This window comes from Alteromonas sp. NFXS44 (assembly GCF_040148705.1).
In the GTDB taxonomy this organism is placed as follows: domain Bacteria; phylum Pseudomonadota; class Gammaproteobacteria; order Enterobacterales; family Alteromonadaceae; genus Alteromonas.
Genome location: NZ_JAGDEA010000008.1, coordinates 449,144 through 463,852, shown reverse-complemented (window position 1 = coordinate 463,852; position 14,709 = coordinate 449,144). Strand labels below are relative to the sequence as shown.

Genomic DNA, 14,709 nt, shown 5'->3' with positions numbered 1-14,709 from the left:
AATAAATAAAAAGGAATATTTATGCAAGAGCTGAATTCAGATGAGTTAACAATGGTTAATGGTGGCCGGTTAGATTGGGATAACGGTGGTCTTGCCGTCATCGGTTTTGGATTTGCCGGTGGACCAGCCACGGCAATATTCGGATTAGCCGTGGGCGGTGCGATGCTCGTGATCGGGCATTATGCATTACCCTGATTAAAAGTCGCCTGCGAAGCAGGCGCTTTCTTTCAAGGAGAAGACACTTTGAGCATGCTTAATTTATTTAAGATTACATATATAATTTTCATTGTCGTAGTGCTGTTCATCTATACCCAAAACAGTGACACTGAAATGTTTTCCTTATATCTGATGATGGGAAGCTTTGCGTTAATGAGTACCTTACTGCACGCTTGCCTTAAAAAAATTCAGATCATAGAAGAAGCATTATTAGCATCGCCTGAGAAAAACGGTGATTAAGGCGGGTTGTGCGGCTTTAAGCAAAGTCGCATAATACGCGCTGTTTTCTTTCCCTCCTCAGGACATGTGTTATGCGTTTATGCGATCGTGATATTTACGATTATCTTCAGAAAGGCAAAATTAAAATCGACCCTACACCCGGGTATGAGCAAATCAGCGGTGTGACGGTGGATATGCGCCTGGGGAATAAATTCCGCGTTTTTGAAGACCATCAGGCACCTTACATCGATCTGAGCGGGCCTAAAGCCGAAGTTCAGGAAGCCCTTAACTCTGTAATGAGTGATGAAATTGAGCTGCCTGAAGGCAAGGCATTCTTTCTGCATCCGGGTGAACTTGCCCTTGCCATTACTCATGAGTCGGTAACCTTGCCGGACAATATTGTCGGCTGGCTGGACGGACGTTCTTCACTGGCAAGACTTGGCCTGATGGTGCATGTGACTGCGCACCGCATTGATCCCGGCTGGTCCGGTAATATCGTGCTTGAGTTTTACAACAGTGGTAAGTTACCTCTGGCGTTGCGTCCGATGATGAAGATTGGCGCGCTGAGTTTTGAAGTGTTGTCTCAGGCGGCAGAAAAGCCGTATAACGCCCGTGCAGATGCCAAATACAAAGGGCAGGCCGGTGCTGTTGCCAGCCGAATTACATCTGATGACGATAAATAAGCCTTTCGTAGTTTAATCCCGAATACTCTGTCAGTTTTCGTCTTAAAAAGAAACGGAGCCCGGTAATGATAAAAAGCAGTCTCACCCTTTTCATTGCCGCGCTGGTTGCGTTGCTTTCAGGCTTTGGTCTGCATTTCGCCGGCCAGCCCGCTGACATTGCGTCCACAACTGCAATCACCGCTTTTGTTGCCATATTATGGGTAACCGAAGCGTTGCCTATTCCGGCTACGTCACTCATTCCTTTTGCGCTTTTTCCGCTCGCCGGCGTAATCAGCCACGCCGAAGCAGCATCTTCTCTTGGCAGCCATGTCATCATTTTGCTGATGGCTGCATTTATGCTGTCGAAGGGTCTGGAAAAAGCGAATCTGCATAAGCGGTTCGCGATTTATATGCTGCGGCTTACCGGTACAGGCAGCGGCATGAAACTGATTTTAGGCTTCATGCTGACCACCGCCGTTTTGAGTATGTGGATCAGCAACACCGCTACCGTGCTGATGATGCTGCCAATGGCAATGGCCATCATAAACGCAACCAAACACTCTCGCTTCGGTATTGTTCTTATCCTTGGTATTGCATACGCAGCCAGCCTTGGCGGTGTCGGTACGCCCATCGGCACGCCGCCGAATATTATCTTTATGAGCGTGTATGAAGAAACGCAGGGCAGTGAGTATAATTTCATTGAATGGATGAAAACCGGTGTACCCATTGTGCTGCTGGCAATTCCGGCTATGGCCATGTGGCTCGGACGCGGCCTGGGCAGCATCGGTAACATTGATTTACCGCAGCCCGGTGCCTGGACCACCGCTGAAAAACGGGTACTGGCGATATTCGGCACAGTGGCAATGGCCTGGATTTTCAGGCCGTTCTGGACAGGCTGGCTGGGGATCACCACCGTCAGTGACAGCACCATCGCTGTAGCCGGCGTGGTTGCCATGTTTATGGTTAACAGTGGCAAGCCGGACAATGACAAGTTGCTAGACTGGCCCACTGCCAATGATATCCCCTGGGGCATGCTGCTGTTGTTTGCCGGCGGTATCTGCATCGCCAAAGCGTTTAAAGCCTCAGGGTTAAGCCTGCTTATGGGGGAATGGCTGACAGGCCTGTCTACCTTACCTGTATTGCTGTTGGTGTTTTCCATCTGCCTGTTCGTAACATTCCTGACAGAAATTACTTCCAACACCGCCACAGCTACATTGCTTATGCCCATACTTGCGGCAGCCGGCACCGCCGTGGGCGTCGATCCCAAATTGCTGATGATCCCTGCCGCCATCAGTGCCAGTTGTGCTTTCATGCTGCCCGTTGCCACAGCACCAAATGCTATCGCCTATGCCAGCGGAAAATTCGATATTAAAACCATGGCGAGGGAAGGGATGGTGCTGAATGTGATCGTCGCCAGTGTCGTCACCGTGGTGTGTTACCTCACATTACAGAGCTAAAACCGTAGTCCTGGCAGGGATTTGCTCATCATTTAGACGTTCAGTCATCACAGCGCATATTTGTCGTTGCAAAGTGAAGAAAAATAAGTAGACTTGTCGGCTCTTTCGGTCGGTGTGTGGCGCAGCTTGGTAGCGCACTGTCATGGGGTGTCAGGGGTCGGAGGTTCAAATCCTCTCACACCGACCAATTCCTTCCTCGCTTTTAGTGATATCCCAAATCCTTGAGAATCGTCATCACCAGGGCATACGCAAACTAATCCCTAACCATCTCAATCTCTCTTATAGATAAACGAACTTTGGATTGCATCGTATTCTTTGACAGAAAATAATCAGCAACAGGATACGTATTTCTTCCCAGCGGCGACTTCTTTGAGGAAAATGCTTTTTCCAGTGATGGCACTACCAGCCAGAATTCTAATTTGTCACCCTCATACATCTTCGTCAGAAATGACGAAGCTTTGTATAAAATAGACTCAATCTTTCTGTGGCTCAGTTTCGATTTTGCCGTAAACTTGCATTGGATGAATATTGAGTTTCTTGATTTTTTTGCGATTAAATCAATTCCGCAATCACAAAAACCTTTTTCCAACCCTTGCGCTAAAACATCGTACCCTTCGTTAGTTAAAACTTGAGCGACATACTTCTCGTAAACGAAACCCCAGTCGGACTCTTTCATTTCATAGAAATAAACAAAATCCTCCTGTGAATCGGAAACAATTTTTATACGAGCAAAATCAGGCTCAATGGTTAAAGTGCCACTCCTGAGCCTACTACCTAAACCTTTCATATTTACTCACTTTAAAACCAGTTCTTTCAAACTTAAGGTATCATGCGATGCTCGAGTCGACTATGAAACGGTTTGAAGTTAAACACTTCTTATTGTCGCATGTTTAACGTCAGGGATTTCTTGCATCCCTGTATGCGCACTATTGGCAAATGGTGGAAAAGATGTAAATTGAGATTATTGAGAACCACTATTATCGGTTTTCTGGCAGCGAAGATGCACAATTTGTTAGCTTTCCCTAAGTAATAAACTCACGACAGGACGTCTTTTGAACCTATTACCAAACTCAAAAATAGAAACACGGAATCTGCGTATTTTGCTTTACTCAGCAAGGTTTATTGCGCTGGCTGCTGCGGCCGTGTTTGTATTGGGCGTAGCGCTGATTGTTTTTAATATTGTTATGAACCTGTCTGCACCACTTCCTCTGGAGGACGACGGCAGTGGTCTCCGAGTAGTTGTCACTCATGAAAGTTATGGCATGGCTTTCGGAGGCGTTGCGGCAATTTTTATTTCTGTACTGGCTTTTGTTTTCTCAGGTTTCTGTGCTGCTGTGGTAAGTTGGGAACACAAGATGTCTTTAAAGTAATCGCCGCCTGATAGTGCAATGTTTCGCGGCCAAATTCGTGTAAGGTTTGTTTCATGAGTCTGGAAAGTCATTTCTGCTTACTGGCAGAATATAATCAGTGGATGAATTTAAAGGTTTATGAATCTGCCGGGCGTCTGAGCCGGGAAGATTTAACGGCAGATCGCGGTGCTTTTTTCAGATCTGTGCTGGGCACGCTTAATCATATTGTTGTCGCGGACATTATCTGGCTGAAACGATTTGCCACACACCCATCCTGTGAGTCTTTGCTGCGGGACATTGCTGACCTTCCGAAACCGGCAAGCCTTGATCACATTCTCTATGACGACTTTGAGGCATTGTCTGAACGCAGGTATTGGCTGGACGAACAGATAATCAAATGGACTGGTGCTTTGACGGCTGACGATCTGGATTTTGTGCTCAGCTATCGGAACACAAAAGGCATTGCTACTAACAAGCGGTTTGCGAGTCTGCTTCTTCATTTCTTTAATCATCAAACCCATCACCGTGGTCAGGTATCTACTTTGTTATCGCAGGCGGGTGAGGATGTTGGGGTTACCGATTTACTTGCGCTGATCAAAGAAGAAATTTAATAGGATTATTTACCGGCATCCGCAAAAAGATATCTGATAAACCCCATGGTCTGCACAGTTAATCTGAATGAATTGCCAGATGCGTTCAGAACCGGAAACTGGTAACTTGAAGCAGAGCGCGATTAATCAAATTCACAGATGAAGGAACAAGGAAAATGCCATTCACGGAAGAAGAAAAAAGTCGTTTACTTGCAGTAAAAGGCGTAGGCCCAACAGTGCTGAAGCGCTTTGAGGAAGTCGGGCTGGATTCCTTTGAAAAACTCGCCAGCCACAATGCTTCAGAAGTCGTCGCACTGGTATCTTCCATGCTGCAATCGAAATGCTGGACGTATACTAAAGCGGTGGAGGCGGTGGATGCCGCTATCCAACAGGCAAGAAAAGAAATCAGCAACTGAACGGTGTGAAAGCATGCCAGTATCAGACATCACTTTAACCACCCGGCCGCCTGAAGCAAAAGCATTTGCTGACTTGCGGGAGACTGCAGGGTGGAACAACCCGGCGATGGAAGTCATTCAGAAGAGTATTGATAATTCATTGTTCTGGGTTTGTTTGTATTCAGAGGAAACGCTAATTGGCTGCGGGCGTCTGATTGGTGACGGGGCGATGTACTTTTACCTTCAGGATGTCATCTTGCATCCTGATTTTCAGGAACTCGGGCTCGGAGCCCGGATAATGGAATCAATAAACGGTTACATTGCAGAACATTGCCCGGCAGGCTCAACAGCGGGCCTGTTAGCAGCAAAGGGAAAAGAAGGCTTTTACACCAAATACGGCTTCATTGAGCGAAACGGTGAGCCGCTGGGACACGGAATGAGCCGTTTTATTACGGATTAAGATCTGAAAACATCTACCCATTCAGAAACCTGAAGGAAAAGGAGAGAACAATGCTGTCAGCCGGATTTTTATTAACGTCTCTGGTCGTGGTGCTGATGCCGGGCACGGGTGTGTTGTACACCGTAGCAACGGGCCTTTGCCATGGAAAAAGGGCGAGTTTCTTTGCTGCGCTGGGATGCACGCTGGGGATTATTCCTGCGCTGCTGGCCAGTAGTTTCGGTCTGGCCGCTATTTTCCATACCAGTGCGGTAGCTTTTTCGGTAGTGAAATATGCCGGTTGTGCTTATCTGTTGTATCTGGCCTGGCAAATGTGGCGCTCGTCCGGGCCACTGGCGGTGTCCGGTGAAGCGCAGGGTGAGGCAGGGTATGTAAGCTTCATGATAAAAGGATTTTTGCTGAATATCCTGAATCCGAAATTGTCTATTTTCTTTCTGGCATTTCTGCCTCAATTTATCTCCGGGAGCGACAGTACCATTGCCGCCAGTATGTTACTTCACGGCTCCGTGTTTATGCTTATGACCTTTGCTGTTTTTCTGGTTTACGGTGGGTTATCCGGTTTATTCAGCGCCCGGGTTTTAAAGTCTGAGAAGGTGAGTGTTTTCATACAGAAATTCTTTGCCACCAGTTTTGCTGCGCTAGGGCTGAAACTGGCGTTCAGTGAGCAACGCTAAAAAAAGTGGCGTCGTCCCGTTACCGGGGTGAATAAAATTCGTTCAACTCCGTATTTAATGCGCTTGTCGTACATAACCTTGCGCGAATATAGATTTAGTGCAACAAATAACATGATATGACCCTGGAAACTGCAACCGGATCAGGGGTAAGGTAAGCTTGTCCGCAGGGACGGATGCGTAAACTATCACACACCACATTTACCGTATCTTAATGGAGAAAAGAATGAAGCAACTGCTCAAGACCGGCCTGATGGCAGCAGTCGTGGTTACAAGCCTGACAACCGGCAGCGTTCTGGCTCAGGAAGCTGCAATGAACGAAAAGCACGCGAAAGCGGCAACCAAGTACAGACATGCGCTCTACACACTGGTAGCCAGCAACATGGGTCCTTTGGGCGGCATGGCGAAAGGCGCTATCCCGTTTAATCAGGAAGTTATTGAGACCAACGCTATGCGTCTGGAACAACTGGCTGACATGATGGCAGATTACGTAAAGGTTGATACCCGCAAGTTTGATGTAGACACCGAAGCAAAAGATGAGATCTGGGAAAACTGGTCTGATTTTGAAGGCAAGATCAGCGCGCTGAAGTCTGCTGCTGCTAATTTACAGACTGTTGCTGCGGCAGGTGACGAAAGCAAATTCGCTCAGGCAATCGGTAAAGTAGGCGGTACCTGCAAGTCTTGCCACGACGATTACAAGGCTGACTAATCAATAAAAAAACGGTACGGATTATCCGTAATGTTCATTTAATGGCCGCTTATAGCGGCCATTCGCGTTTTTAAACGTCGTATTCCGGCATGATATCGCAATTTACAAACCTCTGTTTGTAGAAAAATGGTTCTTTTCCTATGCTTAAGGGGGGTGATCTCCGCAGGAAAGATTTTTAGTGATTCATGAGAGGAATGCCGGTATATGGGTGAGTCGTGGTTAACGGATGAAATAAGTCATGAAGGACGTTCCCGGATTTCGGATGTCCTGAATTCGCTTATTCAGAATACCGCCGCAGAGAACGCCTGTATTATTGTTGCCACAGTGGCAGAGCAGGAGCATGCAGCATCCTTACAGGGTAAAATTCTTTTCTGGCAAATGAATGACACCGCGTCATTACCAGCCGCTTGTGTACTGGAACAAACCAGCGCCTCTCCGTGTTTGCCCGTAAGCTTTAAAGACAAAACGACAAAAGCATTTTTCTCACTGGCCGTTCAGGTTGTTAAACACGACGACATTGCACTTTTTGTCGCCGGTTATTTTCCGCACCAGAAAGCATCAGACTACGATATGGCCTTTCTGGAGCTTAGTGGTGAGCGTGTGGGGTTGATTGCCGAATCGGCATCATTGCACCGTGAGGGCAGCCTGAAGTTACTTCACGACAGACTGTCGCTGTTTGATGAAGTCTCCGAGATGTCGTCTACCGGCGGCTGGGATTACGATGTACAAACCCAGCAAATACACTGGACTAATGAAACCTACCGGCTGTTCGATTTCGCCAGAGATACCCGCGTTACCCTTTACCGTATTCTTTCCTGTTTTCCCTCTGAAGCCAGACGAAAGCTGATTAAAGCCATACAGATGCTACTGGCCTCCGGAGTGAGTTATCAGTTTGAACTGCCTGTGATCACCCGCAAAAAACACAAACGCTGGGTAAAATTGTCTGGCAAGGCCAGAAAGCAGAACGGTGAAATCGTGAAGATTTTCGGCTCCGTTCAGGACATTACTGAGCACAAGCGCCTGTCGGAAACAGAACAGAATTACATCGAATATTTAAACACGATTCTGGACAGCATGAATGATGCAGTACTGACCGTGGATGAGCTGGGCACCATAATTACTGCCAATCAGACCGTTGAAATTCTGTTTGGTTACGAGCCTGAGCAGGTTATCGGAGAAGACATTTCCTATTTATTGCCGGGGCCGCCTGATGATGAGCAGATTGAGTTTGTCCGTCAGCACTTGCGGCCGGGACTCGGCGCTATTTTTGGTAAAGAGTTGTCGGCGAAGCACCGTCAGGGCAAAACCTTTCCGATTGAAGTGTCGGTGTCTGAAGTTGAGCAGGTGAGTCAGTCGCAGTTTGTCTGTGTTATCCGCGATATTACCGAGCGTAAACAGGCGGTGGACAGTATCTATCAAATCGCCTTTTTTGACGAAGTTACCCATCTGCCCAATATCAAATCCTTTGAAAAGGATTTGCGCCGGCTGATCATCGCCGCGAAAACCACTAAACGGCAAATGTACTGTTGTATGCTGGATATCGATAATTTTGCCCAGTTTAATTTGTCGTTCGGCAAAGAGACCGGTGATTACATTTTGCGAATTTTCGCCGGACGCATCAAAAAAGCCGTTTCCTCCCGCTTTCAGGTATACAGCGGTCTGGGGGATAAATTTTATATTCTGTTTAAAGAACCCTTTGATGAGTCAAAAGATGCTGCCACGATGGATCTGATTGATTCAATCGAGTGGGGCGTGCACAGTGAGCTGGGCAAAGAATTTACCCTTCATGGTCATTCACAACTGGTATCAACCTCGCTGGCATCGACCTATGTTCACGCGCAGGATGCCAGCTATGAGAAAATTACCGGCATTCTGGATTTCGGTACGAGACAGGCCAAGAAGCAGGGACCGGGCGGCCGTGTCACCCTGGAGCGCAACGAATTTAATGCCTACGACAGACACAATTACATCAGTCAGAGTTTCGCTCATGCTCTGGAATACAACGAATTCTATTTAGTGCTGCAACCCCAGTACGACAAACATGGTCGTATTTTATCTTCTGAAGCACTGCTGCGCTGGAATGAGAAACGGCTGGGCTTCATCAGTCCCGGTGAATTCATCCCCATTGCTGAGGAAAGTGATGCCGTGGTGGATATCGGGTACTGGGTAATAAACGAAGCCTGTCGCCTGCTGTCAGAAATGAAATCTCAGGGACTGGAAACGACCCTTTCTGTGAATATCAGTGGCAGACATATTGCCCGTGCTGATTTTTCTGACCGGCTGCTGGAAACGATTTCAGAGTGGCAAATTAACCCTGAGCAACTGGTGCTGGAAATCACGGAAACCACGCTGGTTACCTCCATTGATCTGGTACGTAAACGTATCGAAAGGCTGTCACAACTCGGCTTTGCTTTCTCCATTGACGACTTTGGAACCGGCTATTCCAGCCTGAGTTACCTTAAAGAACTGCCCATTACTGAATTGAAAATCGACCGTTACTTTGTGGATGAAATTAATTTTGAAAGTGATGACGTGCCGATAGTGAATACCATCATTGAAATGGCCAGTGCCATGGGCGTGAGAACGGTAGCTGAAGGCATCGAGAACGAAATTCAGATCCAGTACCTCACTCGCCGGGGCTGCGATATCTTCCAGGGTTTTTACCTCTCCAAACCGGTGGAAGAAGAAACCTGGCGTAACCTGCTTCTTACCTGCGCAAAAGGAAAAATTGCCCGCCTTGTGAACTGATTTCTCTGTCAGCACAAGGCAAAAATTTGCGACTCAAGTCTTATGCGGCTTTTTGTTGTTTTTATATTAATGTAAATCAAGTTAAAAGTTTTCATTAATGGTTACATTAATTGTACCGGAACAACATTCGCGAGGCCGTTATGTCGTACACCACAGAATATCAGAGGGCAATTGAATCACCGGAAGCATTCTGGAAAGAAAAAGCGCAGGCGCTGCCCTGGTCCCGTTTTCCTGAAACCATTTTGTCGAAAGACGACAACGACATTTATCGCTGGTTTGCTGACGGTGAAATGAATACCTGCTACATGGCGCTGGATTATCATGTTGAAAACGGCAGGGGCGACCAGCCTGCGCTTATCTATGATTCACCGGTTACGGGAAAGAAAGCGACGTATACCTACTGCAAGTTGCATGAAGAAGTCGCAAAATTCGCTTCCGTGCTTGCCGGTAAAGGCGTGGAGAAGGGCGACAGGGTTGTTATCTACATGCCGATGATCCCGCAGGCTGTCATTGCCATGCTGGCATCGGCACGACTCGGCGCTGTTCATTCTGTGGTTTTCGGCGGCTTCGCCCCCCATGAGCTGGCTGTGCGCATTGAAGATGCATCACCTAAGGTGCTGGTGACGGCCTCCTGCGGCATTGAGGTGACGAAAGTGATCCCCTACAAGCCGCTGGTCGACGAGGCAATCAGTCTGTCGGCGCACAAACCGGATTCAGTCATTGTGTTTCAGCGTCCAGAGCAAATGGCAGAACTCAGCGCAGACGACACAGACTGGGATACCGCAATGGCAACAGCCACACCGGCACCCTGTACCGTGGTGCAGGCAACGGATCCTCTCTATATTCTTTATACCTCGGGCACCACGGGTAAACCAAAAGGGGTTGTGCGGGATAACGGTGGTCATGCTGTCGCGCTGAAATATTCCATGCAGGCTATATACAATATGGCACCGGGGGAGGTGTTCTGGGCGGCATCGGATGTTGGCTGGGTAGTCGGACATTCCTATATCGTTTACGGACCGCTTTTGCATGGATGTACTACGGTTGTGTATGAAGGGAAACCGGTAAAAACGCCCGATGCAGGCGCGTTCTGGCGCATGACGGAAGAATATAAAATTAAGGCGCTGTTTGCTGCCCCGACAGCGTTCCGCGCAATTCGCAAAGAAGATCCTGATGCAAAGTTAGTCGGAAAATATGACATCAGTTCACTGAAGACGATTTTCATGGCCGGGGAACGGCTCGACCCGCCCACCTATCTCTGGACCGTTGATAAAACCGGCAAACCGGTGATCGATCACTGGTGGCAAACTGAAACCGGATGGGCAATTTGTGCTAATCCCGCAGGACTTGAAGACTTACCGGTAAAACCGGGTTCCTCAACCGTTCCGATGCCCGGCTTTAATGTGCAAGTGCTGGATCACACCGGTAAACCTTTACCGGCGGGAGAGCAGGGCGCAATTGCGATAAAGCTGCCGATGCCGCCGGGTTGTCTGCCGACTATCTGGGGTGATTGTGAACGGTTCAAACATGCCTATCTGGAAGCTTATCCGGATTATTACACCTCAGGTGACGGCGGTTTTAAAGATGACGACGGGTATTTTTTTATTATGGGGCGCACTGATGATGTGATTAATGTGGCCGGTCACCGTTTATCTACCGGTGAAATGGAAGAAATCGTGGCGGCGCATCAGGCAGTGGCAGAATGCAGTGTGATAGGCGTTCATGACAGTTTAAAAGGGCAGGTGCCGGTGGGGTTAGTGCTGCTCAAAGATGGTGTGGATATTGACGAAGACACCCTGCAACATGAGCTGGTGGCGATGATCCGAAAGGAAATCGGTCCGCTGGCCTGTTTTCATCGTGCGGTGGTGGTGCCCCGGTTACCTAAAACCCGTTCGGGCAAAATTTTACGTAAGCTGTTACGTCAGATTGCCGCAAACCATGAGGTGGCAGTGCCGTCTACCATTGATGACCCGGCCAGTGTGCCGGAAATACAGGAAATAATGCAGAAGCAGGGTCTGGTCAAATCATAGTGCTGCTGTGGCGCTTAATGCATGAGAGATAAAACAACAAAGCCGCCTGTGAAGGCGGCTTTGTAACATCTGGCTGTGAAGCTGAGCCAAGTTAAAGATCAGTAGTAATATTCTTCTTCTACTTCAGGCGGCGCGATTTCTACTACGTAGTACACAATGCCGGCACTGATAAGCGCAACAACAACAGCAGCCAGCAGGCGTGATGACGGGATCCCGGCTTCATTGGTACTTTTCTTTCCGTGCACCATGGCCGGTGCCAGTTTTTGCTTTTTATACACGGCATAGAAACCAATCGCTGCAATATGAAGGGCAATGACCACCAGTAAAATATTGAATACGTTATTGTGTAAATAACTCATAGTTTTCAGCGTTGAGTCTTCTACTGCGGCGCGCCAGGGGCCATCAAGGAAAATATCGTCAGTCATGAATAATCCGCTTACTGCCTGCACGGCAACCAGTGACAGCATGATGATAACAACCCAGCCACCCAGCGGGTTGTGACCTGCGTGTGCTTCTGAGGCCCGCTTAAATAAGGTGCCGGCATAACGTAATACAGCCCGGGGACCATAAATAAACTGGCTGAACTTCGCGTAATCCGAACCGGCAATCCCCCAGATGAGCCGGAAAATAATCAGCCCGAGCGTAAAGTAGCCGAGATAGAAGTGCCATTGCATGACGTTGTCCATCAGTTCAGCGGTGACATATTGCCCGGCCAGGGAGAAAACGAGCAACCAGTGAAACAGTCGGGTAGGAATATCCCAGATCAGCTTTTTTTCCATGTTGAATCCTTTTCTGCAGAAGCACGATTATCGTAGCGGATAAAGTACGGTTTTATATTGATGCAACACAGTGTAAATGCAGATTTTCTGCGGGTAAATTGAAATGGCATGACTGCAGATGGTTATACCATATTCTACGCTAATTACCTGTGAGCATTTGAAAATCGTCCGCGCTCAGGCAAAATGCCGGAAAACAGACTGAGAATATCCTGATATGAAAGTAGCTATTTTAGGCGCCAACGGGCGTATGGGACGTGTGCTGATTGAAGCATTACGTGAAAATGACGATGCAGATTTATCTGTTGCCACGGTCCGTGATGACTCACCGTGGGTAGGCATCGATGTTGGCGAACTCGCCGGGATCGGTACGCAGCGCATTGCCTGCAGTGCGATTTCATCACTGAACCCTGACGATGTTGATGTGGTGATTGATTTTACCTTACCGGCCGCGTTCGACAGCAATCTGGCCTGGTGTACAGAGCACAAAAAGCCGGTTGTCATTGGTACCACAGGTTTGTCGCAAGACCAGCTAAAGGCGCTGGACGAAGCAGCAAAAGTAATCCCGCTGGTTTTCGCAGCGAATTACAGCGTGGGCGTAAACGTCATGCTGTCGCTGGTGAAGCAGGCGGCTAAAGCACTGGGCAATACAGCAGATATTGAGATCCTCGAAGCACATCACCGCTTTAAGCAGGATGCACCATCAGGCACGGCTATGGCCATCGGTGAAGCGATTGCGGATACTTTAGGCCGAAACTTACAAGAATGTGCTGTTTACGGTCGTGAAGGGAAAGAACCGCCCCGTGAACATAAAACTATCGGTTTTGCCACCGTAAGGGCCGGTGATATTGTGGGAGAACACACCGCGTTGTTTGCTGATCTGGGCGAGCGTCTGGAAATTACACACAAGGCATCCAGTCGTTTAACCTTCGCCAAAGGCGCTGTACATGCGGCTTTGTGGCTGTCGGGTAAGCAAAATGGACGTTATGGCATGAATGATGTCATTGGTCTGGCGTAATTATTCATCAGATAAATAGGCTTTTCCAAGGTTAGACGCTAAAAAATCAGTTAATGAGGTGTTTTTCATATTTTTCTAAATTTGAATTAGACCTTTGCTGATTACTCCTATATAATACTTGGAATTTGCCAAAATTTAGCGTTCCGGCCTGTCCGGGTCGCGTTTTATTAGCTGCAAAGTATCGTAAACGGGAAGTAAAATTATTGTTACCTCCCGTTTTTTGTGGGGTTTATTCATGCCACTGAATAAACCGTCGGTTATCCTTAATCTGGAGGTTGACTTGGCTAATTCTGCCCTTTTGGTGTTAGAGGATGGTTCAGTTTTTAAAGGTACGGCAATTGGTGCCACTGGTTCTGCCGTTGGGGAAGTTGTTTTTAATACTTCCATGACAGGCTATCAGGAAATCATCACCGACCCGTCATACGCTGAACAAATCATTACACTTACTTACCCCCATATCGGTAATACCGGTACCAATTCTGAAGACGTCGAAGCAGACAAAATCTGGTCTAAAGGTCTAATCATTCGTGACCTTCCCCTCGTAGCCAGTAATTTTCGAAACGAACAAACATTATCTGAATACCTCGAAGCCAAAGGCGTAGTAGGTATTGCGGATATCGATACCCGTCGTTTAACCCGTATCCTTCGTGACAAGGGTGCGCAGAACGGTTGTATCATCTGCGGTGACGATTTAGATGAAGCCAAAGCATTAGACGCTGCTAAGGGGTTCCCGGGCTTAAAAGGCATGGACTTGGCCAAAGTAGTTAGCACTAAGGAAGTGAAAACCTGGACCGAAGGCACGTGGGTGCTGGGTGAAGGTTATGTAACGCCTGCGGAAGCGAAATACCATGTTGTTGCATACGACTACGGCGTGAAGAATAACATCTTACGTATGTTGGCTGACCGTGGCTGTAAAGTGACACTGGTGCCGGCGCAAACGCCTGCTGCTGACGTACTGGCTCTGAATCCGGATGGTGTGTTTTTATCAAATGGCCCCGGCGACCCTGAGCCGTGTGACTACGCCATTGAAGCGATTAAAACCATTCTTGAAAAAGACATTCCGGTATTCGGTATTTGTCTGGGTCACCAGTTACTGGCTCTGGCCAGCGGTGCTAAGACGGTCAAAATGAAGTTTGGTCACCACGGTGCTAACCACCCGGTGAAAGACCTAAAGAAAGGTACAGTGATGATCACCAGCCAGAACCACGGTTTTGCTGTTGATGAATCTACGTTGCCGGATAACTTAGAAGTTACTCATATTTCATTGTTCGATAAGTCGTTGCAGGGTATTCACCGTACCGACAAACCTGCGTTCAGCTTCCAGGGCCACCCTGAAGCGAGCCCGGGTCCGCACGAAGCGGCTGATCTGTTTGATCATTTCATCGACCTTATTGAACAATCAAAACAGTAGG

General features: G+C 48.0%; 15 protein-coding genes and 1 tRNA gene. 14 read left to right on the top strand and 2 right to left on the bottom strand.

What is annotated here, in order from left to right:
* Positions 1-21: 21 nt before the first annotated feature.
* The 4 genes from J3369_RS13095 (at position 22) to J3369_RS13080 (ending at position 2,741) form a co-directional block, all read left to right on the top strand.
* Positions 22-195: a hypothetical protein gene (locus tag J3369_RS13095; RefSeq protein ID WP_303575601.1), complete on the top strand. Its 174-nt coding sequence runs from the start codon at positions 22-24 to the stop codon at positions 193-195.
* 332 nt (positions 196-527) lie between these two features.
* A complete protein-coding gene (gene dcd, locus J3369_RS13090) occupies positions 528-1,118 on the top strand; it encodes a dCTP deaminase (RefSeq protein ID WP_119501791.1) in 591 nt (196 codons plus the stop codon).
* Positions 1,119-1,183: 65 nt separating this feature from the next.
* Positions 1,184-2,554 (top strand): SLC13 family permease, encoded by a 1,371-nt coding sequence (locus tag J3369_RS13085; protein WP_349587552.1) that lies wholly within the window; start codon positions 1,184-1,186, stop codon positions 2,552-2,554.
* Positions 2,555-2,664: 110 nt separating this feature from the next.
* Positions 2,665-2,741 (top strand) — tRNA-Pro (locus tag J3369_RS13080).
* 66 nt (positions 2,742-2,807) lie between these two features.
* Here the strand turns inward: J3369_RS13080 and J3369_RS13075 are convergent.
* On the bottom strand, positions 2,808-3,341 hold the full coding sequence (locus J3369_RS13075; RefSeq protein WP_349587549.1) for a YraN family protein: 534 nt from the start codon (positions 3,339-3,341) through the stop codon (positions 2,808-2,810).
* Positions 3,342-3,606: 265 nt separating this feature from the next.
* Here J3369_RS13075 and J3369_RS13070 point away from each other — a divergent pair, with 265 nt between their 5' ends.
* The 8 genes from J3369_RS13070 to J3369_RS13035 all read left to right on the top strand — a co-directional run bounded on the left by J3369_RS13070 (position 3,607) and on the right by J3369_RS13035 (position 11,503).
* Positions 3,607-3,924, top strand: a complete 318-nt coding sequence (locus J3369_RS13070) for a hypothetical protein (protein ID WP_303575597.1) — start codon at positions 3,607-3,609, stop codon at positions 3,922-3,924.
* Positions 3,925-3,977: 53 nt separating this feature from the next.
* Complete coding sequence (locus J3369_RS13065; protein ID WP_349587547.1) at positions 3,978-4,514, top strand: DinB family protein; 537 nt, start codon at positions 3,978-3,980, stop codon at positions 4,512-4,514.
* Between the two features lie 155 nt (positions 4,515-4,669).
* A complete protein-coding gene (locus J3369_RS13060; protein ID WP_349587544.1) occupies positions 4,670-4,909 on the top strand; it encodes a helix-hairpin-helix domain-containing protein in 240 nt (79 codons plus the stop codon).
* Between the two features lie 13 nt (positions 4,910-4,922).
* A complete protein-coding gene (locus tag J3369_RS13055) occupies positions 4,923-5,348 on the top strand; it encodes a GNAT family N-acetyltransferase (protein ID WP_349587541.1) in 426 nt (141 codons plus the stop codon).
* Between the two features lie 50 nt (positions 5,349-5,398).
* Positions 5,399-6,019: a LysE family translocator gene (locus J3369_RS13050; protein ID WP_349587538.1), complete on the top strand. Its 621-nt coding sequence runs from the start codon at positions 5,399-5,401 to the stop codon at positions 6,017-6,019.
* A gap of 223 nt (positions 6,020-6,242) precedes the next feature.
* Positions 6,243-6,725 carry a c-type cytochrome gene (locus J3369_RS13045; RefSeq protein ID WP_349587535.1) on the top strand — a complete coding sequence of 161 codons (483 nt, stop codon included), beginning with the start codon at positions 6,243-6,245 and terminating at the stop codon, positions 6,723-6,725.
* 204 nt (positions 6,726-6,929) lie between these two features.
* Positions 6,930-9,473 carry a putative bifunctional diguanylate cyclase/phosphodiesterase gene (locus tag J3369_RS13040; RefSeq protein ID WP_349587532.1) on the top strand — a complete coding sequence of 848 codons (2,544 nt, stop codon included), beginning with the start codon at positions 6,930-6,932 and terminating at the stop codon, positions 9,471-9,473.
* A gap of 140 nt (positions 9,474-9,613) precedes the next feature.
* Positions 9,614-11,503 carry a propionyl-CoA synthetase gene (locus tag J3369_RS13035; RefSeq protein ID WP_349587529.1) on the top strand — a complete coding sequence of 630 codons (1,890 nt, stop codon included), beginning with the start codon at positions 9,614-9,616 and terminating at the stop codon, positions 11,501-11,503.
* Between the two features lie 98 nt (positions 11,504-11,601).
* Here the strand turns inward: J3369_RS13035 and J3369_RS13030 are convergent, their stop codons facing one another.
* Positions 11,602-12,282 (bottom strand): cytochrome b/b6 domain-containing protein, encoded by a 681-nt coding sequence (locus J3369_RS13030; protein ID WP_349587527.1) that lies wholly within the window; start codon positions 12,280-12,282, stop codon positions 11,602-11,604.
* Between the two features lie 214 nt (positions 12,283-12,496).
* On the opposite strand from J3369_RS13030, the gene dapB reads away from it, so the two are divergent.
* Both dapB and carA read left to right on the top strand, forming a co-directional pair.
* A complete protein-coding gene (gene dapB / locus J3369_RS13025) occupies positions 12,497-13,297 on the top strand; it encodes a 4-hydroxy-tetrahydrodipicolinate reductase (RefSeq protein ID WP_349587524.1) in 801 nt (266 codons plus the stop codon).
* 280 nt (positions 13,298-13,577) lie between these two features.
* Entirely contained in the window at positions 13,578-14,708 is a 1,131-nt protein-coding gene (gene carA, locus J3369_RS13020) for a glutamine-hydrolyzing carbamoyl-phosphate synthase small subunit (protein ID WP_349587667.1), read from the top strand.
* Position 14,709: the final 1 nt, after the last annotated feature.